This window comes from Lewinella sp. LCG006 (genome assembly GCF_040784935.1).
GTDB lineage: Bacteria > Bacteroidota > Bacteroidia > Chitinophagales > Saprospiraceae > Lewinella.
In genome coordinates this window covers 6,959,721-6,984,667 of sequence record NZ_CP160680.1, presented here as the reverse complement: position 1 = coordinate 6,984,667, position 24,947 = coordinate 6,959,721, and the positions used below count along the sequence as shown (strand labels likewise).

The window sequence follows — 24,947 nt, the reverse complement described above, 5'->3', positions numbered from 1 at the left end:
TGTGTGATGTCGAAAAAAATGCTCTTTCTGATTCTTGTAGTTTTAACTTCGGCTACTTTCTTTCCTTTTCACCTTTCTGCTCAAATGATTGGAGGGACTTCGACAGGCCAAATGTCACCCAAAGAAGCACAGGCCGGTTCGATTATCTCCGGCGGAGTGTCTGGTGATGTAAATATGTTCACTGGTACATTCAATGCATCTTATGATTTGGGATCAGTTTCAACCTTGTCAGGAATGAGCTTTTCTTTGTCGATGTCTTATAATTCTACTTTTGCTACTGGGGATAACGTACCCGCCTTATCTGGTGTACCTTATGGGGAAGGGTGGAGCTTAAATGTTCCAACTATCAGTGTGAGTACAGAAGATTATAATAAATATAGTGCTCAGGCAAGAAGGAATATGGGAGGTGGTCGTCGCCCTGTTTATTTTTCCGATGAGGCCCAAAAAGAAGGCGATCTTTATTGGTTTGAACCCATGATGAATATACCTGGAGTAGGAGGTGGACGAATGGTATTGAAGAGAACGACTAATCAAGGACACATTTTCGTTCTAAATAAATTTGAAAAATACATTGAGGCAATTTTTGACGGGAAAAACTGGCAAGTTATTCTGGATGATGGGACCAGGTATGAGTTTTCTCCACTGGTTAAAGCTCATCGTGAGGCTTCAAATCAACGTGTTCATCCTCAAGACGCTAACTGTTCACCAGATTACAATGCGGGCTATGCCGGAACTAGTAGTCTCGTCATGCCCAAAACAGAATATTTGAGTTGGTATTGTACCAGGATTTGGCACCCCGATTTAATTGGCTCAATCAATTTTTCTTACAATCTCTACGGAGAAGAGATTGACTTTTTCAAACGCTATAAGCAAGATATCCATAGAGACGCTCGAGATTTTATTGATGATGTAGATATTAATCCTCATGAATTACCAAAAGTGTATCGTGATGTACATCTATCTTATATACAATCTTCCTACGAGCGTTTACTACTAGACTATTCCGTTATAGACTTGATAGGAAGTAATGGATTATTAGATCCCAATGACCCTGCTGTAACCAGAGTAGATGACCTGTACTCGAAAAAAATGGTTTATAACAATCAAGGAAGTGATTTTACTGATTGGTATAGATATAGGCATATCAAAAGTGTTAATGCTAATTATAATATTTCTGGTCAGAACCCTTATTTGTGGGTTGGTGGTCAAACGGATAATTGTGGACAGAGTGCTTCTGCTCCACAAGGTGCTTATTATGTTGAAAACGCTCAAAATGGTTTGATTGATCATTCTTTTCTGGAATCACCTCGTCTAAGCCCTTTTAACTCAGGAAGAGGAAGTGGTAATTTAGTAAATAACCTGGAAATGCCTCCCGGTGAAATATATGAAGTAAAAGCTAGCATCTCAGGAGGAAATCAAGCAGCATTGTTTGATCTGAATATTTCAAGTGGCGATTTCTCTATCCTACATGATATGCCAACTGGTAATCAAGGTATATGGCTACCTGCTTGTAAATACGCAGATACGAGAGGTCATGCTATTCATTCTACGTTTGACAAGGCTGTCAAGTGGCATGTTTCCGATGGGGTTAATGCTCAAATTTCTGAATTTTTTGTACTACCTAATAACCCCATAGATTATGCAGGCTTTAGTATCCAAATTGGTCCTGCAAATTCTGACAATAATTATGCAGCTACCCCCCTTGACGTTTGGGTGAGTGGACTAGAGGCTCCTTTTCCTACTAAGTCTTATTTTAATTGGGGTATAGGGCTAAGTGATGATGATTTGTCTATTGCATTATATGGACTTCCTGGCCAACACAATGGAGAGGATTCAGGCATATCTGTGATTGAACCTCAGATAGGTCTTTTTCCTACGGATAGGATTAGTAACAATTTCGGAATTGGGCTACCCTGGCATAATATGCTGGATTTTTATGAAATCAGTGATCGTCTGCGTTTGAAAATGTGTCCCGAACAGTCTGCTCCTCATTTTTGGTGGAATACTACCTTTCCTCATTATAATTATCCCTCACAGCCAACCTTGGCTGATGAAGATTATTCCCTATCAAGCATAGAAGTATGGCGATACAGTAAGGTGCCACTCATGCTTACAGGAGTTACCAAGCAAAATTTTATCGGTACTGAAATTACCAGCTTTGACCCTGACAATCAATCCGCTGGCTGGGAAACAGTTGCCAGTCTTAATTTGCGATATAATATTGACACTGTTGCGATCACCAATACAATAATTCAAAATGGTTTGCCTGTTAATGAGAGTACAGGCTACTTCCGGAATATAGTGCGTTTAGATAAGATCATAGTTTCCCCTACTTTGCTTATTGGTGGCGAAGACGAGACGACCTATCCTACTACTCATTTTGAGTATGAAAACATGAGCCATCTGGTAAAACTGAATGATGTTTTTAGTAACTATTTCTTTACACAAGGTGACCTGAAACAAAGTAATTATTTTAAGGTACTTAGTCAGATAGTTAACCCTTTAGGACAAATTACCGAAGTACACTATCAAAGCGTAGATAACGATTCTGGTAGTTCGTACGCTATTCCAAAATACCTGGGAACACAGGGTCTTGCCTATGTTCCTCCGACTTTTTATAATACACCTGTGCCTTTAAGCGGAGGCACTTATAAGGCTCCCGGGTATGCCTTTCAGGTCAATATGATCGTAAAAGATAAAATGGTTCACCAAAAAGGAGGAGAAATAGCAACGTGGAAGTACAGTTTCAGTGATGCTGCTGCCGTGAATGACCGGGTGCCGCTAATCCCCAATTTACGTCAGTCAAATCCAAACAGGAACCGCCAATTAGGGTTTGGCAGAGCTTCCGTCAGCGGTCCTAATTCAGCAACGCTAAAAACAGATTATGTCCATTCTACAAATTGGCTACTATGGGGTAAACTTAAAGAAACAAGATCGTACGATAATGATGGAAATTTATTGAGTGAAACCATTATCGACTATGATTCGTGTGTGGCTTTTGAACCTGTTCAACTGAGGATAGCTCCCCGGTTTTACGAAGATCCTCTTAACCACATATATGCTTACTACGATTATGCGGAAATCTCGAACCGGCCTGATTTACCATCAAGCATCTACCAGCAAAATCAACCGGATGGATCGAATGGGTATACTCAGTATTATGAGCAGATTATTAATCTATTTAAAAGCATAGCTGGAGATCCAAGCCCTCAATGTGAACCAGGTTATGATGACTATCTTCAGGATCTATCAAGTACCTGCTATACGCTTCTATTTGAACGTCCGGCGAATGATCCTTTAGGACCAATGTTGAATGAATGTCTTGAAAATATCGCTTTTTATGACCCTGATTCTGATGAATATTCAGCATGTAATGAGCTGTTTATTTGTTACAATGAATACCTGAGTCTTAGACCTAACTGTTCTAATGCTATTTTCTATGATGATACTGCTTTACCTCCTAATATTAGTGGTAACGATGGAGGAGAATTTGAAACACCTTATTTCTATTTGGGGCAGAGGAAATTCTTTGAGTATGTTATTGGAATAGACCCCTCTTCCCTTTACAGCTACTTTATAAAAAAGACAACAGAGACAAGCACCTCTTTTGACAGGTCTTGTGACCTTGCCGATGGTGGTTTTACGAATATTACCAATTATGAATACTATGATGCCGATTACCGCGGGCAAGTTACTACTGAGGGATTTGACAAAATGGGTATTACGGCTAACCAGGATAATCAGTTGGAGTGGGAACCTTCTTGGCAATTGTATAAAGTAGAACAAACTTCACCTTCTGTACCTAGCTGGGGGCATACAGAAGAGTATTTCTATATCTATGATTTGATTAATCATCCACAATATCAGGATGCTGACACCAAGAAACCTAAGCGAGGAATGTTACGCCAGATATTTGATGTAAAAAAACGCCGCGATCTTGTTTACGAGAAACGAGTAACTCGTACAGGTTCTGGGGGAGGTAGCAATATCCATTCTACCTTTTACGTATATGAAGATGATTGGGAACCTACCGCAATTTCTTCTAAAATTTATACCTTGGATGGTCTTTTCGGTGATGGAAGCTGTGAAAATGACGGTACTATAGGCGGTAACCCATATTTAACTTGTACCACTTCGCCTCCTAATAATCAGGATTTTTGCCAGTTGCCAGGATCTAACCTTTATTGCCCTTGTACAGTAATTGATGAGACACCAACTTCTTCTGGTATTACACAAAACTCGGCTAGCGATGGATTTGATGACGGAGGAGGAGTCGATCCTGGTGACGTAGAGGCTTATCTCGTCAATTTTATACAGGGAAATATCTATTTAAAAGAAACCTATATACAGACGGCAGCTGCGTCCTCTAGTTCAACCCTGGCAACTTTTCCTGATCCAGATGATTTCTCAATTGTCGATTTTGCTTGCCCGGTATTAAAAACCCACACTATTCTCTCGCGTAATAATTTAGGCCAGGTAGTGATGGAAGAAGACGAAAAAGGGCTGAAGACGAGAGTAAATTATGGAACCATTACTACCGTAGAATATGACTACTGTTTTGCTGGTCAGATTTACAGACAGTCGCAAAATATCAGTTCCTACCCTGGGCTGCCAAAATCTATTACGGTAGGAGCAGAACTGCCACCAGAGCGGTTTCCCCTCACCACTGCTTACGAGTATCACCCTAGCCGACAAGTGAGACAAATAACAGACCCTAATGGGATAAGACTGGATTTTGACTATGATGGTTTTAACCGTTTAATTCGTAAAAAAAGAAATGGCGACCTTATCCAAAGTATCGACTATAACAATTGGCCTAATAACCATAACTATACTTTTACTCAAAGAGCGTTAAAGAATTTTGTGGCTGTTACGGATTTTACAGAAAGCGAGGAGGGTACCACCAATACACAGTATATAGATCCTTTAGGACGTAATGTTTATACTACCTCTGATGGGGGAGGAAGCAATCCGCTTGTTACAGATAACTATTTTGACATTTACGGAAGGGTCTTTTTAGCAGGCCCTCCTACGGGTAGCTTGCCGGATTTCTTTGATGCTGACACAGGCCTAACTGATCTATGTGACGGTATGAATTATAAATTAGATGTGGCACCACGCAATCGACCATTGGTAGCGGCTAAAAATGATTTATGTCTAACATCAGATCCAAATGTTATCTATGAATATTGTATTGCTACTGGTGAGGATATTATTTTAGATCACATCGAGAATGGAGGAAGTGCAGATGACTTCGGGACTCCACCCACTGGAGGAGGAAATTTATTGAGAACAAAAATTACCGACGAAGACGGTAAGGTTGTAATTGAATACACCAATGGAGTCGGCCAGAAAATAGCTACCCTGGGTGGAGGGATTGGCGGCGTAATTTACACGTATGATGAGTTTGGTAATGTGAGCCGTACGATTAATGCTGAACAGCAAGAGACTGAATATTTTTATAATTATCTTGGATTATTGCGGCTTAAGAAAACGGTAGATGAAGGTGAAACTCGTTATTATTATAATCCTTCTGGCCAAATGATTGCATTAGAGACCTCTGAGCATGGCCAAATGTGGGGATATGATGAATTTGGTCGAATGACCCAACAAGTAAATGCGGGAGGCATTGAAGACGAATCAGGCCAAGGGCTACCTTGGGTCGAACCTACCGCTACGATGTCAACGGAAAACCATGATTTGGTAGTAATGGCTGATTATATTAATTTATTAGCCACCAGTGATCCAGAAAAAGAGTGGTATTATAATGAAGCAGCAAATGATCCAGTCCTGAATGAAGGTCTCGAAAGCTATATTGGCGAGATGGGAGGCCTAAATGGCAAAGTCGCCCAAACGATCAGTTACGATGGAGAGGATCCCATAGAGTCGCGGCTACTAACTTACAATGAAGACGGATTTCTAGGTTGGGAAGTGGTTCGTTACCTTGGTTTTAGCAGTGATTTGAAATATCAACTATCCTATCCCAAGTACAACTTGCAAGGAAGTTATTATGAACAACAGGTCAATCTTAATTGTGACGGGAATATAGATTTTAATTATTTGTATAAATATGATGGACGGAATAGAATCAGGAATGTAGGCATTGATTATCCTTCTCTTGGGGTGTTCAATGCAGCTATTGCCAGCTATACTTATCACCCCTCTTATCTTAGTGTCTCCAAAAAAGCATTACATGATTATGAGTTTGGAGTAGGGTGTACGGAGGAGAATGTAGATGTGGTGGTTTATGACTACGATACGCGACAACGTATGAAGTCAGTTGTCAGTGATCTATTCGTGGAAAATTTAGTGTACGATGGTGATAACTACAATGGCAATATCGATGCGGTAACATTTGAATACGAGCTGGATCGTTTTGAGGGCGTACCTCTGATATTTTCCGGTAATACTGCATACCAATACCAGTATGACGGCATGAACAGGCTAACGAGTGCTGATGCCTCTGTTGGCTTTGACTTGATTGATGCTCATCTGTATACTGGTGATTTTGATGACTTTGGAGATGTGACCTATCAGTACGATCGCGTTGGTAACCTCACCAAAATGAGTCGTGGTATACTTGATCACGATCTTAAGAAGATCGGGTTTGAAAACCTTATTTATGATTTGGTCAATGGAACCAATAAGCTGGGGCGTCTTAGATACACCGGGCTTGACGGAATTGAACAAGAGTACGCTTATGGTTACAACGGTATAGGATGTATGACCTCCGACGAAAAGCGAGGTATGGCTGGTATTGACTATGTGCGTGGGGTTTATCCTACAGGGGTAGGGTCTAGTGCCTACCTTTATGATGTAAATGATATGCGAATTGCCAAAAGTGGCCAGGATAAAGAATATTATCTTCGGGATGCAGCGGGCAAAGAATTGGCCATCTTTAATTCTGATCAGGGGCTTTCCTGGTACATCCATGGAAATGAAAGGGTTGCCAAAATTGCAGCAGACAAATGTGGAGAAAGCCTCTGCCGTCCTAAAAAACCGGAATGCTCTCCTGAAACACAGCAACAGCAATCCGCTCAATTAGCAGCCATACCTTATGTCTATGATCCAAATGCCATTGTTTACCCCAATTTACTGGTAAGGGTACAGTTTTGTGATGGAAAAGACCGGTACTTGCTTTTTGAAGAATTGAAACTGGTGGATGGGCCTTACAATATCCTACAGCAAATTGTACTTACAGAGCCCAACGCCGTTCTCGGAGTGGCACTGAATGACAACCCTGTGGAAGCAATGCTATTGGAGCAGTTTTTCTTTGTCCGGGAGAACGCGGAGACCCTCAATGTGAATAATTACCAGGCTTGTGCTGTTTTCTGTCCAGGTGAAGTCTATACCTGCTCCGAGGAGACATCCAACAATCAACTTTTGCATCTGAATAACCTTCACGATGCGCTGGCTGGTAATATTTCCAATTTGGTATTTCCAGATAAACTTCACCGGATGCGGATGTGCAATGGCGTCGAAGTCTATCTCCTGGAACAACAACTGGCAAGTTTCCCCGGCTTTGGCATGATTTTACAAACTTTTGAAATCGGAGCACTGCAGGAAGAATTTATAGTGAGTGTGAATGGCGGAGAAGCATACACCATTACTGGAACTCAACTGGTCAGTTCCTATCTGGCTGAAACGAACGCTGAGATTCGTTTGGAGGGGTATGCTCCATGCTATGAAGATTTGCCTTGTGATCCAAGTTTACCTGATTGCTCTCTGGCAGATGCCTTAAATGGCGGACCTAATCTGAGCTTCTTGTATGACGCTATTGCTAATACGACCTCATTGCCTACCGGGAGTACCTTCCCGTTGGAGATGTTCCGCTTGCGCTTTTGCGATGGACAGGAGTACTATGTCCTGGCCAGTGAGATTCCGCTGATTGCCAGTAGTAACTACACATTGTTGCAACACCTATTTATCCCATCCATAGGGACGCTTGTAAATGCCAAAACCACGGCAAACGAAAATACGAACCTTACGATTACCCAGCTGCTGGAAGCCCGTGCCAATGATCAACTATTGAGCCTTCTTGGTTATGAAAGTTGTGGACAAGTAGCCGAATGCGAGGGGCCAATCTGTTCACCCGCAGAAACCGAACAGCAAACGGTAATATTAGATCAACTCGAAGCAGGTTTTGGCAGTTTTGATCCGGCTACGCTGACTTACCCCAATACCATTTACCGCTTCCGCTTCTGTGAAGGCAGGGAAATGTACTTTGTCAGGGAGGAACTATCCATGCTTCCTTCAGGAAGAGTGATGCAGCAGGAAATTGAAGTAAATAGCCCTACGGACATCATCGATCTGGTGAATATTCAGGGACAAACTGATCCAGGTACCTTATCTGATTTTATCAACATGAGGGGGGCGAATCAGCTTTATACTATAGGGAGTTTTGTGCCTTGTCGTTATCGTCAGCAGCGTTGTAGAACGCCAGAGGCCGGAGAATGCGGGCCAGCGGAAATTGCTGATCAATTGGTGATTTTAGATCAAATTAAGAATACCAATGTTTTTGCTAATCAACTAAGCTATCCCTTAGAACTCAAGCGTGTTGCCCTTTGTAATGGCCGAGAAGTGTATCTACTTGAAGAGGAGATAGCCTTGATGCCGCATACCATTGCTGTATTGGAAACGGTGCCAGTAAATGCCGCGTTTACACCAGAATTCCAGCTGTGGGTATATGATGGTGGCATTGAAGAACAAAAGAATTTTGCATATATACTAAGCCAACGCTTCAACGATGCGCATACGGATTTCCGAATTCTTGGTTTTAATTGTGAAGCAGTGCGAAAAGATGGTGATACAAACTGTGAGTATGATATCTACCTCACGGATCTGTCTTTTGATGCGGTTTTGAACGACCCAACGAGTATAAATATTAACGCAACTTTTGACTGGGAGCGTTATTGCGATGATAATTCAACGCAAGGTGTTCAAGGAGTGGTAGTCACGAATGAGAGTATTAAGAGTTGTGTGTTTATGGAGTATCGCTTCGACTTAGCTAACATGGGAAGTGATGATCTCTTTTACATCGACCGATTAGGGTTTTCAACACGAAACCCAGATGGAAGACTTGTAGTTGATTTGAACCCTGCTACGGTACTTTCAACCTATCCAAACCTTGCTTACACCGCGGATAATGGTATTATTAATTGTGATGATTTCATTTCTGCCTGTCCAGACGTTCCTGATGCTAATGACTTCTTCCTCTCTCTAGACGAAAACACAGAACCTTGTTGTACACAATACATGAATGTTCTTAATAGTACTTTAGATCATGCTCAGGGTAATTGGGCGGATTCACATGGAGGAACCACGCAGGGTAGTCCATTCTTTGTTGAATTTGATCCAGTAGGAAAAATACTCTCGATCAAAGTGGCTATACAGCATTATCTCAGCGACCCTTACATTAATATCGACCACCTATTGCCGGAAGCAACAGGTTATATTAAAGGGGCACCTGGGTTGAAAATTGATGCTAGTGTACATAAGGTACTATCAGGATGCAATATAGGAGTTGACATGAATGTGTGTGACGAGAGTCAATATATTGACCTTAGTAGCCTATTGCCTGATGAACTACCGCTTGATGCTAATGATATAGATGAATGGTATTCCCTGGAAGAACAAATTCTTTGTTGTGGAGGCAGTGGCCTTAGCCAAAGCGGCAGCGGCTCTTGGTGCTGTACAAATGGCCCCTTGCTGGTAGGAACTGTTTCTTGTGTCGATTACGGCTGGGAACTGGAATGTGATCCACCCGAAGTCTATCATTGCGTAGACGGCATCTGCGAAGGTTGCCCCACACCAACCGACCTCACTTGTGAACCAGAAGACATCGAGCCTACCCGGCAAGCATTAGCACAGGTAGATGTAGCCTTAGCCTCCGCTACGGCGGCCAGCTATACCTACCCGACCGTCCTCTACCAACTGTTCTTCTGTGGTGATGAACGACGATACCTCTTCCAGGAAGAGCTGGGCCTCGTCAGTAATCTAAGCTATGAAGTGAGGCAAAGGATTATTGTAGAAACCCCACTCGACGAATTCCGCGTGACCTTTACAGACGGTAGTGCGGCGATCAGCAGTATCAACCAAATACTGGCATACCGCAAAGAACAACGTCTTGCGAGGGTAGACCCTCTCCCCGATCTGGGCCCACCACCAGGAGACGACACCCCAAATGACCCCGGCAATGAAACGGAATTGTTCACCACTGGCGGAGAACAAGATTTACAAATAAGTTACTATCTTTATGATCACCTCGGCAACACCCGCATCGTTTTCCATACCGTGCTGGATTGCAAGGGAGAGGTCGAATACGTAGCGGAATACGTAGCGGATTATTACCCCTTCGGGAAAATACTCCGCGAATGGGTCGCCTGCGACCAGGAACGTTATTTGACAACTTACCACGAGCGTGACATAGAATCAGGCTACGATTATCGAGGAGCCAGGTTCTATGATAGTGATTTGGGGCGGTTTTTGAGTGTGGATCCGCTAGCAAATATTTATCCTGCGTGGAGTACTTATGCTTATGTGCTTGATAATCCAATAATTTTTATTGATCCTGACGGTAGGGAAGTTGTACTTGCAAAGAAAAATACAGAAGGAGATGAGATCGATTGGTCAAAGGTCACAAATGAATTAGAACAACTGACTGGGCTTAAATTATCTATAGGAGCAAATGGGAAGTTAATGTATTCTATTCCCGACGGAATGCTTCATGGAAGTGCAACGGCTAGAAAAATGCTAATTGACGCAATTTCCAGTACTGATGTTATAAGTGTGATGAATGACCCGCTGGACGAGTCACGAGTATTCATGAATGGCAGTACAAAAAGTCGACGAAATACTATTAATATTAATTTTGATCAAATTAAAAGCTTTGTTGATGGTACATCTCAGGACTTAAACCCGCTAACATACGGATACGGAATGAATTTCCTTCACGAACTTGGTCATACTGAAACTATGGGAGCGATGTTGGATGTGAACGCAAAAAAAGAAGACTTTGCCGCAGCTAATGTAGATAATGTTAATAAAATTAGAAAGGAGATGTCTAAGTCTACAGGCAGTGATTTCGGAAGGAGAGTTGATTATCGTTCGGGGATTTCATTGACTGACCCTGGTTTCCAATACCAAATATTCAGTCATCATGCAAGAAGGAAATTAAATCAACATCGAACTCCAGAAAGGGGTTATGTGAAACATAAGCCTTTTACTATTCTTAGAGCAGAGTTAATAAAAGATCGACAATGATTATATTATGCATTTCTAAATGGTTATTGATTACAGTATTTCCATATTTTTCTATTTCTCCAAATACATTTGGAGAAATAGAAAAGTATGGAAAAGCCTACGAATATGTACTTACGAAGGAAGATGAAATAGACCGGATCAGACTGCTCTTTGAAGGATTCTCTTTTGAGGTTAATCGAGAGGCTTTTTGTATCGATACATTAGCACAACCATTAACAATAAGTGGTTTTCATGAGGTTAATGATGAAGATCAAAGAAAAAGTATAAGAGTTGCAAAAATAGCTCCAATGCCTTATGTAATAAAGCAACTGTCTCACTGTGAAAAGCACCCTGCTTTTAATATGACTTTTTCAGTAATTAATGGTGATTTTTTGACTTTAGAGTTATCAAGCAGAGAACTAAATCCTTTGGGAGGAAATTCTCAAGGTCCATCAATAAAATGGCTTTTTGAGTTTGATAAGCAGAACACGATTGTAAGTGTTCTATGCCAAACTTACGTAAATGGGTAGCCCACTCATTAGCGCCTATGTTGTCTACCAAGACAACATAGGCGCTAATGAGTGGGCGCAGTGGCAGCTTTGCCGACATTGCGAAGCTGACCTGAACCTATTTTGTCGGTATAGCTCTGAAAACCCCAACAACAATTCAATTGACCATAAACCAACTATTTAACATGAAAAACATCGCGCGCTTATGCTTTGCCTTACTTGGGTTTTGTTTCCTGGAAGCCAATGCTCAAGCATTATTTTTTGATGACTTTGAATCCTACGCTTACAATCGCATTGGTCCGCAATCAGCGCGTTGGACGACTTGGAGCGGTAACGAAGGAGGACAGGAAGATCCCTTTGTCACGGACGATCCTGCGTTTTCTGGCACTCATAGCCTGGAAATAAAAGGGAATATGTTCTATCCCAATGGCGGGCCAGTAGATTGCATTCTGAAACTCGGGGATCTTACGAGCGGGCGCTACGAGCTGAGCTTCCAGATGTACTTTGAGGATGCTGATGGTATGTACTACAACTTCCAGCATTTTGAAACGCCCGGCGAAGAGTGGGCCTTCGAGGTCGAGTGCCATAGTGGTGGCGTGATCAATGGCATGACAGACTGTAGTGTACTTTTGGGTGGAGCCCGTGAGTATTTCACAATTATGCGGGGAGGGTGGACAAAAATGGGGCACATCATTGATCTGGATAACGATGAGGCTACTTTATTGATCAATGATGTTCCCGTTTATAGCTGGCCTTTCAGTTGGCAGGCCAATGAAACTTCGGGCACTAATCAACTTGGCGGGATCAATTTTTTTCCCAGGGATGATTTTGATGCCTACGTGATCGATGATGTCAGTTTTACCATTCTTACTTCCACCGAGGAAGTGACTGTTACTACCCCTAGCCAACTCCTGCCGAATATCATCAGCGACCGAGCCACCCTCGCTATCAGCCCTGATCTATATACGCAGAACCTTCAAGCCCATATCTGGGGGACAGATGGCCGCCTGCATCAACAAATCGAACTAGATGGTGCCATAGAACAACAACTTGATCTTAGTGGTCTACCTTCAGGAAGTTATCTACTGGTCTTGCTCGCAACGGATGGTACTCTATTAGATCGTTTGCCATTTCAGAAAATGTAGTGATTCTTTGCTGAACGGAGTTCTTCGCAACGCCCGATTACAGGGCGTTGCGAAGTCCTATTCTGCAAACAACCACTCCAAAAAACCTTTCTTTTCTTTGGTGTTAAGTTTAGCTTTCACTGTAGCCTTTTTCTCAGGATCAGCATCCACCCCCGCCAGATCATACCCTCCAGGCGACTTCGCCCACCGTACCAAATTATCCAGCGTCGGCTCCAATACCTTGCGGTTGGTGTTTTGGGCATCTTGCAAAGTTCCCCGTACCGATTGCACCAATGGCCGTAGCGCGATCCCAATCCGGACAATCTCCTCCTTGGTGATGCGCACACCGTCTTTGTCCAGGGACTTGATTTTGCGCTCTACGTAAGCGGTGTAGTTTTTCTGGTCGGACTTCGCGGCCAGGGCTTTAAGGTCTTCCTTAACCTGCTCCTGGTCGGCCTCGGGTTTTTTGTAGGTGGTACGGATGTGGTCTACTTCTTTGTCAAAGCTTTGGATGGCTTTGGTGTAGTCGCTGGGGGCTTTGGGGGTGGTCTTTTTCTTGGTCGTAGCCTTCGGCTTACTGGCTGCTTTCTTTTTGGTCGTAGGCTTGGCCTCCGTTGTTTTTTGGGCAGCTGGTTGCTCTACCGCAGCGGTAGTACACTTCTTCGCAAAGCTGCCCGCTTCCATGATGTAGACGGCATAACCTTCGTGATCGAAGATGATGTGATCTCCAGGCTGGGCCGTGACGACCATGGCGGTTTTCCCAGTTCGTTTCAGACTCACCTTGGTGGCCTGGTCGATTTTGAGGTGATAATGCTGGCAGCTCATGTTGACGGCTTGCAGCGCGGCTAGATCCGTCTTTTTTTGCCAGGAGTATTCCGGCGTGTTATTCGCTGGAGGGCTCGTTTTAGTGGTGGTCGCCGTCTTGGTTGGTGTCGACTTTTTAGTAGCGGTTGCTTTCTTCTTTGCGGGACGCTCTTTCACTGGCTTTTCTACCAATGGCTCCGGCTCCGACATCCCGGCCAGCTGCGCTTTGGCGGTCTTTAGGGATTGCTGCAAAGCTTCGCGAGCGGCTCCTTGAATATTGGGGTTTTCCAATCCCTTTTCCATTTTGGCGATCTTCGCCTGTAGTTCTGTTTTAGTCATGGCGCGTTTTAGTTTTATGCAAATTCCAAAGCCACTTGCAGGGCTTCGATGGCAGATGAGAGTTCTTTTTTGGCGGATGCTTCGGCAAATTCGGTGGCTGTTTTCAGGGCCTCGATGGCGGCTTTGAGGGGATCGTTTTTAGCGGTGTCCATCCCTGGTATTTTAGCGTGCGTTTTGCTTGCCTCCATCCCAAAGGTGCCTTTATTCAGATCAAATTTGAGCAGGTAAGGCGCTTTATCCCCTGTCTCGCTGAAGACGGGCATCGTGAGGGTAAACAACTGCTGGTACTGATTGTAGGCCGCCTGGTCAAACCCTTTTTTCGGGAGCATCACCACGGCTTTTTCAGCACCGAAAAAGAAGATTAACACCTCTTCGTGCCCCAGTTGTAAAAATGCCTTGATGCTTTTTTTGAGTAAGGATAAATTGATAGAGACATCCTCTCCATTGTGCGTAAACTTGCCTACGGGGTAATTCCCCGAGTAACTGTCAAAGCCATTGTCTTCCAGTAAACTGATCAGCTGGTACCACTGTGAGGTTGGCAAAGTATATCCTTGCTGACCATCCGCCAGCATCGGGATGATCTGTTTAATATCGTGGGGGGTAATGATCACCTTGTCCCCGGTGGCCATCTCGAAACACTTCTTCGTGAGGCAATAGATCCCCCGGTTTTTGGTAGGGTTTTGGGGATAATACAGCAGAGTAAACGCATCGGTTGCCGCGATGTAGTCATCAGCATAGGTAGCCCCCAGGGTTCTCAATCGGAGTTGATCGGTACCCACAAAAGGACTCATCAGTTTAGCCAGACTTGGATTATTTGGTTGCCAATCCAAATCCTTGAGTTGGGTGGGATTTCTAGTGTTGCTATCCGGGAGCAGTTCCAGCAGATCACCACCCAATTTGCCAAATGCCTTAATCGCCGTTTTCTCATCATCAGCAAAAAGCTCGCTCACTAAAAAACGGTGCTTTTTAGCTTTGATCTGAGCCCGCATGGCAAATAAGTCCTTCAGGCGTTCGGGCTTATTAGCTACTTCGGTTCTGAAGAAACTGCGCAACACCGCTTCGGCGGAAGACCACAATTGCCGCTTTACGGCTTGCTCAAATTGTTCTTTCCAGTTCATGTTATAAAAATTCAATGGCTACGCTCAGCGCGTCAATCGCTTCTTGCAGTTCTACTTGCTGTGGGCCTTGGGAAAACTCCATGGCCACTTGTAGGGCTTCAATGGCTTGTTCGATAATTTGTACCTCATCGACTTTGATTTCTATTGCTGGTGCTTCTTTTTCTCCGAACAGGCTTGCAAACGGAACTGGCTGCCAATAGAAGTCGAGCTCCACCAATCTGGACTGGCTGATCTCGTCTATCGAAACATAGCCCCACTCGGCATTCAATTCATCTCCGCCAAGAATAGCATAGCCAAAGGCCAAATTGTCCTTGGGATCGTACTCAGCGATGTACCAATCGGAGCTGCCCTGAAAGAAGTGAGCGTAGATGATTTTCTCACTGGTGGGCACACTTTCGGTCGCGTACAGCTTTGGAATGGATTTCACCTGCTCATGCAGCGGATCTAGTACCGTCTTGGCGTAACCTTCGGCACTTTCTGTTTCCCGCAAAATGTCGCGCACGGCGGCTTGCTGTGCCTTGGGCATGAACTTCTTCAGCAAAGCTGGCCACTGGTACTTGAAAGCCGTATCCGTTTCCAGCTTGCGCTCCGGCTGCTTGATGGTGGGCACTGCTTTTCCGGAGCTGATCTCTTCCACCCGTCCGTAGATGTCACAAGTATGGACTTTGTGGTGACAGTCCAGCAAGTAGTTCAATCGCTGAAATTCATTGACCCGCTCGGATACCGGGCGGCGGTTAGCGGCTTCGGCTTCCTTTTCCTCGATCACTTTGGCCAACAGCGTTTCCTTGTGCTCCGGCGACTTCAAATGGGTGATTTCTGCCAACAAGGTACTTGCCCGCTGATGATAGCGATCAATCAGGGCGGTAAAGTCATCGAAGATGGTCAGCTGTTCTTTGGCCAACAGCTTGTCTTCGATGTTTTTGATGCGCTTGACGTACTTTTTGTGTTCATCAATCACCGAGCGGGTACCCAGGCGCGAGTAGTAGCCTTGCAGCTGGGCATAGCGGTAGAGTTTGCGGTAAGCAGCTCGAATGTCACCGCTTTCCATGGCTTGCAGCCCTTCCAACTGCTCGGGCGTGGTGCTGTATTCCACATCCGGACGGGTAGTGATTTCGGCCAACAGTTCCTCTATCCTGGTTTGCAGGCGGGCAAATTTGTCCTTTAGCTCCTTGGCCTGCTCCAGGGCATCGCGGTTGCTGACCGCAATTTCAAATTCTCCCTGAAGCACGGATGCCTGTTCTTCCAACTCCCAGCGGACGATCTCCTCGGGGTCATTGATCAGTCCCCGCTTGAGTTCTTCGGCGTTGAGTTCTTTTTCCTCGAAGAGCTTGCTCTTGCCGCTGCGGGTCCAGATGGAATTCAAGCGACTCATCTTTTCACTGAGCTTTTGCCAGGTGAAGATGTCCGAACTGTTTTCCATCAAAGGCACGACGATGCGCACGTGGCTGAACTTGTTGCCAAAACGCCAGATCCGGCCCATCAACTGATGGTGATCAGTGGGGTTCCAATCCAAAAAGCAGTTGTACAGAACGGTGCCGAACTTTTGCAGATCTACGCCTTCGCGCATGGTTGAAGAACCGATGATGATCTTGATCTTCCCATCCAAAAATCCTTCCTTGATGGTTTCCCGACGACCTTTGCTGACTTTTCCGTAAAAGATGGCCACTTCCTTATCGGCATAACCGACGTTCTCCACCAAATACTGCTTGATGTGCCCAAACCATTCGGTACCGCGATCGGCATAGATGATCTGGCCAGAAACGGGTGTGCCCTGCGCTTCGTGGTACTGCTTGACGGTGCGTATGCACTCACAGACGTACTTGATCTTGGGCGAGCCATCCACAAATTCCTCGGGCGTTACTTTGCTCAGGTCTGACTGCGCATCCCCGCCCAAACGCAAGGCGTAAGGTGAAAACGTTACCGTCCGCGAAGCATTCAGCGCGATAAGCACCTGACCAGGCACATTGCCTTTCTCATCCTCGGGATAAAAGCCCGAAAGGACGCTATCGCTTCTGACACTACGGTCTTTACTGGCAAAGAGCTGGATTTGCTTGAGCCAATATTCCTGCTTGGTGGAGGGTGTCAGCTTGGTGTCCACCATGTACTGCGCTTCCAGGGGAACGCCGTTTTCATCGTTGGTCAGCGGTAGGATCACTTTCTCCGGACGCTGAATATTGGCCTCTTCGCCGGTCTTGTAGTTGATCGAGCGGAAGATCATCGACTGCAACGACGGTAGATTGTTGTACCCTCGTATCACCGCATTGATCTCAAACTTACCCGCTGCCGTCCAGGTGCTTTCCAGCGTTTCGTCGATGTACTTGCTACAAAATTGGGCGATGTTGTACACATCAAAGTCTTTGAGCCCCTGGTAATCGTAGTGGGCCATCATGGAGTAAATCTCGGTGGCGCGGTTGGTAAAGGGCGTTGCCGTCAGGCCAAAGGTGTTGCGGCGGTTGTTGTTGTCGTGCACGTAGGCGTTCAGCATAAACAGCTTGAGTGCCCGGCTGGAAGGCTGGCCACTGCCACCGCTGAAGAAGTGCTTGGCTTCCCGCTCGCCGTCTTCGCCCACATCGCCTTTCACCTCCATGAAGAGGTTGCGGAAGTTGTGCGTTTCATCCACGATGATGGCATCAATGCCCATCTCCTCGATGTCCAGCTCGGTTTCGGCCAGGGCGGCATCCACCCATTCTTCGGCTTTCTGTTCGACGATGGCCGCAGCTCGTCCGGATTCACCTTGGGAGAGCATGGCTTTGAGGCGACCGGCCAGGTCTTTTTCGGTATTGGGGTTGAACCCAATTTTCATCAAACCTTCGTAAGTCACCATGGTCACGGAATACTCCGCTACCGTTTTGGCCACCCCGTTTTCGTCCACGGCCCGACTGATGAAGTTGACGCCCAGGTTATCGTAATCGTTGATCTCAATGTGTGGTAGTATCCCTTCGGAGATGATGTCTCCGGGCTTGGCAATGACTTTACCTTTTTGCTTGATGATCTTATCGGCTTTTACCCCGATGATCTCCGCGATCCATTTGTTGTAGACCTTTTGGGGCACCACCACCAAAGGCCGTTTGAACAATCCTTTTTCAAAACCATCGCTGATGCCCAAAATGGCCGTCATGGTCTTACCTACACCCACATCGTAAGCGACGATGCCGGTGCCCCGGTGATTCATAAAGGCGACTCCTTCGCGCTGCGCTGGACGGATAGACAGGCTTCCTCCTTTGAACATGGTGCCCATACGAAAGCCCACCGGGATGCGCGAGTAATCAATGTCCTGGTAGTTGTTCGACTTGCGGTTCCACAAATAGGCGATCTTGGCCTTGTCCTCCTCAGTTAGGCTATTGAGCAAAAACTGATCAAAGTGGTGGCTGCCGATCAGGGTTACATTGCGGCGGATGCTGGCCCATTCGCTATCGTTTTTGCCCCGTGGACGGCGCTCTTTTTTGATCCAATACTGGTAAATCTCCCAGGCGGTGGTGGATTTCTTTTCCAGGGTCAGTTCTTCGCGGGATAGGTTCTTCAGGTATTCCGAATAGAAAATGCTACTAATACTGGTCTTGGGATCGACTTGGGTGCCATCGGCCAGTTCGGTAATCTCAATGTCCTGCCAGATTTTATCAAAAGGACTGAGGAAAAGCTTTTGGCTTTCATCGTCGGTGAGGTAAAGCGCTTTGGGCTTGGCGGCTTCCAGGCGTTGGAGCTGCTCGCGGTAGCCCTCTTCACCAATTTCACTGACAATGGCCGCTTCGCTGGCTTTAGCAGCGACGATCTTATCGTAAATGTTTCCGGAATAGTAAAGCACTTGTGGGATGTAGGCCTGGCCATCGTAAGCTACCAGTCCGGCCTGGTGCCAGGCTTGGTAATTGGGTTCCTCGATGAGGTATTTGCCCCATTCGTTGTTGTCGATGACGCTGCGATCGTAAAGCCCTTGACCGGCCTGGTAGGTCACCCACACCTCAATTTCTTCACGGCTGATGCCGGGATTGTATTTCTCAATCGTTTCCTCCAGGCATTGCAGATTGGTGGAGCAGGAATAGCCGCGATCTTGTTTGGCTGTATTTTCGGCTTTGGACTGGGCAATGACTTTAGCGATACGGCCCGTCTTCTTCTCCGGAGCACGCACGGGCAGCACGGTGGCATCAAAGAAGTGATCGTAGCGTTTGGCTACGGGTGCCTTGATGCGGGCCATGGCCTCCGCCATTGTGCCCCGTACTTCGGGCCTGGGCTTGCCGAATTGGTCGGTCAGCTCACGGCCCGTATTGGGGTTATGGGTGATTATTTCCCCGAGCACCTTATCGGGAGATGCTACAAAGTATTCGCCAGAGAAAATTTCCCGTGGTTCACCAACAACCAAAAATTCAGGATCATTAGGGTTCACTGGCACCTGACGACCACCTTGTGAATTGGTATGAACTTTCTGGTAGGTTAATCCATCTGCTTCGTTCTTGTAGCGCCATCCGGCATGGTTCTCGTAAATTTCAACACCCTTATAGTTCTTTCCAATTAAGGTACTCATAACTGATAGTTTACACGTGACCTAGTTCCTGTTCCAGCTCAGCAAGTGCCGTCTGGACAGATATTTCTTCTTCCTCATTGCCCAGTAGTCGATCTATGACCAGCTCTTCCAGGCGGGCATAATTGGCATCACGAAGCGCACAGACTTCGGGGTGCGTTTGGCAGATCAACTGCTCGCTTTCTTCGCGAATGATGGCTTGCAGGGCGGCTAATTGTTCCATGGCTTACTTCTTTTTGAACACGACAATGTCGGTTTGAATGTCGGTTTGGGTGAAAATGCTTTTGGGGAGCCGGTAGGCATCCAACAGCTCGGCTTTCGCCAAAATATTGGCCTTGACTTCGGTTTCTTTTCCATCCAGAAAACCGGAAGGAATGATGTAGATCAACAAGCCTCCGGGTAGTAGCAAATCCAGTCCACGGGTGATGAAGTAGTCCACGTAGGTATTGGCCTTGGTGCTCCGCTTTTCGACTTGGGTGCCTTTTCCGGCAAAGTCGCCGTAGGGTGGATTGCCGATCACCAGTTGGTATTCCGATTTATACGCCTGGCTATTCCCGCGCCGATCGACAAAAAGGGAGTTGAACGATTGATGGCGGATATTGTAAGCGGGAAAGTTGGCCTTAGCGATCAGGGAGCTGATTTCGTCCAGCTCGATGCCGGTGACTTTCTCCTTCGGATCGAAATAGTGGAGGAAGCGACCAATACCGCAGCTCGGCTCCAGGACTGGTCCCGATTGATAACCGTAGCGATAAGCCAGGCCCACCATTTTGGCGACGACTTCTGCCGGGGTGTAATACTCGTACAGTCCCCGCTCTTTGGTGAGGGCTTCGTCGTAATTCCACATACCACCAAAGCCCACGTACTGATTGACGTAGGCTAATTGTTCCTGCGTGTAAGGCTCGCCACTGGCAGCTTTATCGAGGACAAAACGGGCAATTTCCTGATTGAGTGAGTAGGCTTGCTTGCTCATGGATAAGTTGTAAAATCAGCTTGCTGCCCTAAGACAGCAAGCTGTAACAAACAATAATCAAATGCGAAAACTAGGCTGCGGACTTCAGTTCTTGCTTGCTCGCTTTGAGCAGTTTTTCTTTGCGGACAATATCACCAGGCGTATCCGGTGTCGGTGCGATGCGTTTGACGAATAGCTCGTAGACCTTGGTGGCAATCAAATAGGCAAAGATCAAGCTGAGGCCATTGGACCAACCACCGATCAGGAAGATACCAGCACCCACCAGGGCAATGGCGGCAATTCGCCAGGCTTTATCCGGAATGTTTCGGAAACCGGGAATAAAGGCGGAAAGCCATCCACCGATCAAGACAAAGGCTCCGTAGAGCAGATCTACCCAGGGGAGGTATTTGTCTACACCATCTTCGGGCGTAGGCAGCGGAGGCAATTCACCCGTTTGGGCAAACACCATTCCTCCGATGAGAAGCAGGCTGAAAAGCAATGCTACTTTTTTCGCTACTTTTTTCAATAAAGTCTTCATGTTAAACGCGTTTTGATAAAGTAAAAGAGAGAAGGGCTTAGCGGGAGAAAATCCTCCGCAAAAAGCCTTTTCGTTGTGGTTTACGGATGGCCATCACCTGGCCGTGTTCAGTTTGTGCGGTCAGGATGGTCAATCCTTTGTCGTTGGTGAAGCTGGTGATCTGAACGGTTTCGGCACGATCAAAGGTGTACTGAAGGCAGTTTCGACCTTCTTCGTCGGTACCTTTTGCGGCGGTAACTTGGGCACCAATGCCCTGGTTGCGGCTGGTGTATTCGTAGAACTGGCCCGACCAGTAGGTCGTCAAGCAATGGCCCCACGTAGGGTCATCGGGAATGATCAGGCGTGTATTCTTGAAATAGTTCTTCGTCCAAGTATCGTTTTGGTCGTAGACGCGATCGGTGTTTCCTTTTCCGGAGACGGTGACCACCATGTCATTCAATTCCAGTGCTTCAAATTTGCGCTCGGATTGGCTGCGGTAGTACATCTTTTCGCCATTGACCTCGTAGGTCAAGGTGCTGGTAAATTCTGGCTCTTCTGGTTGTTCTGGTTTGTCGGGTGTATCTGGATCGTCGGGGTTATCCGGAGGCGTAGGATCATTGATCAAAAGATCAAGGACAAAGGAGCCATGGCCGGTGTACTGGTCCCAACCTTCGGGGTCAATGTCGTAGACCTTGTCAAAAAGAATGGCTTTGACGCCTTCGCTGTCCAGCTCCGGGTGAGTACTGGCGATGATGGCCGCACAAGCCGCCGCCGTTGGGGTGGCCATGCTGGTACCGTCGTATTCGCCTTCGCCTTCATTGGGCAAAAGCCCTAGGATGCGGACGCCTGCCGCTGCGGTTTCGATTTCTTTACCATAGTCGGAAAAGCTGGCTTTCTTGCCATTGCGATCATGTGCGGCTACTGCTACGGCTCCGGGACCATTGGCTGGCGTGCCTACATTGGGGCTCCCGCCATTACCCGCTGCGGCAAAGACTAGAATCCCGGCATCTTCGGCTTTTTGGATCACGGCATCCATGGCCGCACTTTGGCCACGTCCGCCCAACGAGAGGTTGATGATACAGAAATAGCCTTGCTTTTGTAGTTCGATGGCTTCGGCGATCACCGCCTCGATGCCCGCTACAATCCAACTGGTGTAGGCACTGCCCTGATCGTTGAGTACCTTATAAGGGATGATCTTCAGTAGACCCATTTTGACCAGCTCAGCGGCCAGCCCAATGGGTTTGTTCGGATCAACACCACCAATGGAAGAGCTGACGTGAGTAGAATGCGACTGAACATCAATGGTGTTTTGCTCCCCAGTGAAGCTGCGTCCTTTCTCGCGCCACCATGCGGCATTCATGCGGCTGTTGGTGTACCCGGCTCCGGTATCGAGCACAAAGACGGCGATCTTTCGCTGTGCATTGGCTCGTATCCATGCAGCATTGTTGGCCGTGCCGTGCCAATCGGTCGCCCAGTTGCCTGATGCCTGGCTATAAGCCGATGGAGCCAACAAAATGCGTTCATTGGCCGGTATGGTAAAGTCAAACTCATTGAGTTGAAGACGTACATACTCTTCGTAGTACGTTTTGAGGGCTTCATAAGCCTCTGGCGTTTCGGCCACTGGCTGGGCAAAGCTCTGCACAAAAGAGGCTATTGCAAAAAGCAGGAGCGTAAATAGCTTTTTCATTCAAGCGCGTTTTTAAAGTGTTATTTATCCAGCTCGCGGCGGAGCTGTTCTTCCTTGATTTTCATTAGGCGCATATTGGCCTTGTGTTCATTCCAGCGGATCACCCCCAACAAGATGGCTCCCCCCAGGGTGACCATAAAGCCACCGTAGTCGTTGAGCAGACCACTAAAGCCCGCCGTGATCGAAGTCCCCAACAAGGCGACATCGGTAATATTTGTTTTCATGTGCAGAGAGCTTTCCATGGGGTAAGGGTTTATTCCTCCTCCACTGGAGGAAAGAAATCGTAGATTTTGCAAGTCTTATCTATGCGTGCTACGCTTGAAATGGCTACCACCTTTGCACCTTTCTCCTGCGGAGGAACGATCTGTAAAAGTGTTGCGATCGGTGGGCCTTTCTTGCCGGGAAACTTGACGATGTAGGGCTTATCCTGGTGGTAGCGATCGGTGGTCGGCAGGGCCGGAAAGTTGCCAATTTTGAGGGTGTCGTAGCGGACTTCCACGGCTTGTACGGAGTAGTCGCAAATGAATACTTTGCCCTGGCTTTCGGCTTGAGTGGCTAGGTCAGCGAAAGTTTGTACTTCCACCGGCTCAACGGCTTGCTGGATAGCGGAGCCAAAGTCCTCGCGGAAGATGCCGATAAAGGCCGCCAGTGCGGAAATAATGGTAAAAAAGAGAGGGAAACGTTTCATTGTTTAGTTATTTTAAATTCGATGTCAATACTCATTTTCTTGATTGCTCGACCACCGTATGGGCCCGGACTGTTATTTTTTCCAGCGGCGAAAGTGCCAACTCTTCGACCTAACCAAAATGGGTCGAAATAGTGTGTTTGAACGGGCGACTTGCTGCCTTCACTCGCCATCTGATAAATGGCTTGTGTTTCTTCAAAATCACAATCCAGCTTCCAACTTTCATTCGATTCAACGAGGATCGGTTTGCCAGCTATAAACCTTCCTTTTTTGGGGTTGGTGTAGGGTGTTATCTTGTAGGTTTCATAATCTTTCCCGAAGGAGAAAGCGAACATTGCCGTTTGACTTGAGTTCGCTGACCAAAAATTGGTAATGCCTCCTATTTTCTGCCAGTCATCTATGTCACGGTCGACTACGATATTTCCTTGTTCGTCCTTGTAACTCCATTCTTCCTCGCTGCACCAGCCGCCTGGCAGGAATTTACCGGATATTGAAAAACCGCCGGGTTTCCATATTGGCCAAATGGGTTCGTAGGGACGAAAGTTTTTTTGACCTGCGTGGATAGTGTAGGTGGTCATTCATCTTGTTTTTAGCGCACTAAGTGCAAGGGGCGGCACCTTAGGGTAGGTTGTCCACGAAGGACGACCTCTTAGGGTAGATCGCCAACGAATGGCGACCTCTTAGGGTACGCCGCCCTTGCGCTTAGGCATCATCTAAGTTCCACGACGGCTATACGGAACGTCATTGACGAACCATCTTAGCCCTTCTTCATTCTTCGTTATCACCAACTCGGAATTAGACATCGGCCCGTGGAGCTTTCGGTAACGGGTATTGTTCTCTTCGTTGGGATTGTCGATGACGATCCCGAAGCGGAATATTTCTTTCTCTGCGGCATTGTAGGGATGTAAAGTACCATGTCCTGCGGGCCTTAATTCTCGGAACCACTTGTCCCAGTCGGTTTCTAAAAGCAGCTTTGCAAAAGGAGCAGTAGGGCAATCCCATTCTGATTCGCGGCGTGGTGGATCGAGCAAGGGTACTTTGGGATCATCTTCATGCTGTTTCTTATTGGTAATATCAGGCCTCCCGGAATACAGATTACTGCCACTGTATTTTTCGCCCCACAAGTGAACCGGGTGGACAAATTTCTTGCGCTTGATCGTTCGGCCTTCAGCCACTCGCGTTGAGCGTTTGTAGCGGTAGAGCCATACTTCCGGATTGTATTGCAGGAAGTCGAAACCTTGCGGACGCCAAAAGGCAAACACTTCCAGGCCCTCTGACAAAGACGATACCTGAAAATCCAATTGTGGGATGCTTACCTCTGAATTGGAAAGATCATCAAATGCCAATTGTAAGGCTTGGGCATAAGCGTATTCCTTGCCATCCACACGAATAGTTCCTTGATAAGCTCCCAGTGATTGTCCTTCGATTTTTCTTCCCATTACGAGGTCTTTTTAATACTGT

General features: G+C 46.4%; 14 protein-coding genes. 3 read left to right on the top strand and 11 right to left on the bottom strand.

The genetic code is table 11. The features are described 5' to 3' along the window. Positions 1-18 precede the first annotated feature (18 nt). The 3 genes from AB0L18_RS25655 (at position 19) to AB0L18_RS25645 (ending at position 12,895) form a co-directional block, all read left to right on the top strand. Positions 19-11,262: an RHS repeat-associated core domain-containing protein gene (locus AB0L18_RS25655; RefSeq protein ID WP_367390179.1), complete on the top strand. Its 11,244-nt coding sequence runs from the start codon at positions 19-21 to the stop codon at positions 11,260-11,262. Continuing rightward, positions 11,259-11,771: a hypothetical protein gene (locus AB0L18_RS25650; RefSeq protein ID WP_367390178.1), complete on the top strand. Its 513-nt coding sequence runs from the start codon at positions 11,259-11,261 to the stop codon at positions 11,769-11,771. Before AB0L18_RS25655 ends, AB0L18_RS25650 begins: the two co-directional genes overlap by 4 nt. 164 nt (positions 11,772-11,935) lie before the next feature. Beyond that, on the top strand, positions 11,936-12,895 hold the full coding sequence (locus tag AB0L18_RS25645; RefSeq protein ID WP_367390177.1) for a hypothetical protein: 960 nt from the start codon (positions 11,936-11,938) through the stop codon (positions 12,893-12,895). Positions 12,896-12,952: 57 nt separating this feature from the next. Here the strand turns inward: AB0L18_RS25645 and AB0L18_RS25640 are convergent, their stop codons facing one another. The 11 genes from AB0L18_RS25640 to AB0L18_RS25590 form a co-directional block, all read right to left on the bottom strand. Further along, positions 12,953-14,017 carry a hypothetical protein gene (locus tag AB0L18_RS25640; protein WP_367390176.1) on the bottom strand — a complete coding sequence of 355 codons (1,065 nt, stop codon included), beginning with the start codon at positions 14,015-14,017 and terminating at the stop codon, positions 12,953-12,955. Between the two features lie 14 nt (positions 14,018-14,031). Further along, positions 14,032-15,135, bottom strand: a complete 1,104-nt coding sequence (locus AB0L18_RS25635) for a hypothetical protein (protein WP_367390175.1) — start codon at positions 15,133-15,135, stop codon at positions 14,032-14,034. Position 15,136: 1 nt separating this feature from the next. Beyond that, positions 15,137-19,651 carry a helicase-related protein gene (locus tag AB0L18_RS25630; RefSeq protein ID WP_367390174.1) on the bottom strand — a complete coding sequence of 1,505 codons (4,515 nt, stop codon included), beginning with the start codon at positions 19,649-19,651 and terminating at the stop codon, positions 15,137-15,139. 10 nt (positions 19,652-19,661) lie between these two features. Next, entirely contained in the window at positions 19,662-19,871 is a 210-nt protein-coding gene (locus tag AB0L18_RS25625; protein WP_367390173.1) for a hypothetical protein, read from the bottom strand. Positions 19,872-19,874: 3 nt separating this feature from the next. After that, positions 19,875-20,618 (bottom strand): N-6 DNA methylase, encoded by a 744-nt coding sequence (locus tag AB0L18_RS25620; RefSeq protein WP_367390172.1) that lies wholly within the window; start codon positions 20,616-20,618, stop codon positions 19,875-19,877. A 70-nt stretch (positions 20,619-20,688) separates the two neighbouring features. Next, a complete protein-coding gene (locus tag AB0L18_RS25615) occupies positions 20,689-21,135 on the bottom strand; it encodes a hypothetical protein (protein WP_367390171.1) in 447 nt (148 codons plus the stop codon). Positions 21,136-21,172: 37 nt separating this feature from the next. Further along, positions 21,173-22,801 (bottom strand): S8 family serine peptidase, encoded by a 1,629-nt coding sequence (locus AB0L18_RS25610; RefSeq protein WP_367390170.1) that lies wholly within the window; start codon positions 22,799-22,801, stop codon positions 21,173-21,175. A 20-nt stretch (positions 22,802-22,821) separates the two neighbouring features. Next, the gene (locus AB0L18_RS25605) at positions 22,822-23,025 is read right to left on the bottom strand and encodes a hypothetical protein (protein WP_367390169.1); all 204 of its coding nucleotides are present in this window, start codon (positions 23,023-23,025) and stop codon (positions 22,822-22,824) included. Between the two features lie 29 nt (positions 23,026-23,054). Further along, a complete protein-coding gene (locus tag AB0L18_RS25600) occupies positions 23,055-23,489 on the bottom strand; it encodes a hypothetical protein (RefSeq protein WP_367390168.1) in 435 nt (144 codons plus the stop codon). Beyond that, positions 23,486-24,064 carry a hypothetical protein gene (locus tag AB0L18_RS25595; protein WP_367390167.1) on the bottom strand — a complete coding sequence of 193 codons (579 nt, stop codon included), beginning with the start codon at positions 24,062-24,064 and terminating at the stop codon, positions 23,486-23,488. Before AB0L18_RS25595 ends, AB0L18_RS25600 begins: the two co-directional genes overlap by 4 nt. Before the next feature lie 135 nt (positions 24,065-24,199). Then, entirely contained in the window at positions 24,200-24,925 is a 726-nt protein-coding gene (locus AB0L18_RS25590; RefSeq protein ID WP_367390166.1) for a hypothetical protein, read from the bottom strand. Positions 24,926-24,947: the final 22 nt, after the last annotated feature.

What these genes read in the sequence shown, in the direction of transcription:
- AB0L18_RS25655 (WP_367390179.1), top strand. Translation starts at nt 19, where the DNA reads ATGCTCTTTCTGATTCTTGTAGTTTTAACTTCGGCTACTTTCTTTCCT.
- AB0L18_RS25650 (WP_367390178.1), top strand. Translation starts at nt 11,259, where the DNA reads ATGATTATATTATGCATTTCTAAATGGTTATTGATTACAGTATTTCCA.
- AB0L18_RS25645 (WP_367390177.1), top strand. Translation starts at nt 11,936, where the DNA reads ATGAAAAACATCGCGCGCTTATGCTTTGCCTTACTTGGGTTTTGTTTC.
- AB0L18_RS25640 (WP_367390176.1), bottom strand. Translation starts at nt 14,017, where the DNA reads ATGACTAAAACAGAACTACAGGCGAAGATCGCCAAAATGGAAAAGGGA.
- AB0L18_RS25635 (WP_367390175.1), bottom strand. Translation starts at nt 15,135, where the DNA reads ATGAACTGGAAAGAACAATTTGAGCAAGCCGTAAAGCGGCAATTGTGG.
- AB0L18_RS25630 (WP_367390174.1), bottom strand. Translation starts at nt 19,651, where the DNA reads ATGAGTACCTTAATTGGAAAGAACTATAAGGGTGTTGAAATTTACGAG.
- AB0L18_RS25625 (WP_367390173.1), bottom strand. Translation starts at nt 19,871, where the DNA reads ATGGAACAATTAGCCGCCCTGCAAGCCATCATTCGCGAAGAAAGCGAG.
- AB0L18_RS25620 (WP_367390172.1), bottom strand. Translation starts at nt 20,618, where the DNA reads ATGAGCAAGCAAGCCTACTCACTCAATCAGGAAATTGCCCGTTTTGTC.
- AB0L18_RS25615 (WP_367390171.1), bottom strand. Translation starts at nt 21,135, where the DNA reads ATGAAGACTTTATTGAAAAAAGTAGCGAAAAAAGTAGCATTGCTTTTC.
- AB0L18_RS25610 (WP_367390170.1), bottom strand. Translation starts at nt 22,801, where the DNA reads ATGAAAAAGCTATTTACGCTCCTGCTTTTTGCAATAGCCTCTTTTGTG.
- AB0L18_RS25605 (WP_367390169.1), bottom strand. Translation starts at nt 23,025, where the DNA reads ATGAAAACAAATATTACCGATGTCGCCTTGTTGGGGACTTCGATCACG.
- AB0L18_RS25600 (WP_367390168.1), bottom strand. Translation starts at nt 23,489, where the DNA reads ATGAAACGTTTCCCTCTCTTTTTTACCATTATTTCCGCACTGGCGGCC.
- AB0L18_RS25595 (WP_367390167.1), bottom strand. Translation starts at nt 24,064, where the DNA reads ATGACCACCTACACTATCCACGCAGGTCAAAAAAACTTTCGTCCCTAC.
- AB0L18_RS25590 (WP_367390166.1), bottom strand. Translation starts at nt 24,925, where the DNA reads ATGGGAAGAAAAATCGAAGGACAATCACTGGGAGCTTATCAAGGAACT.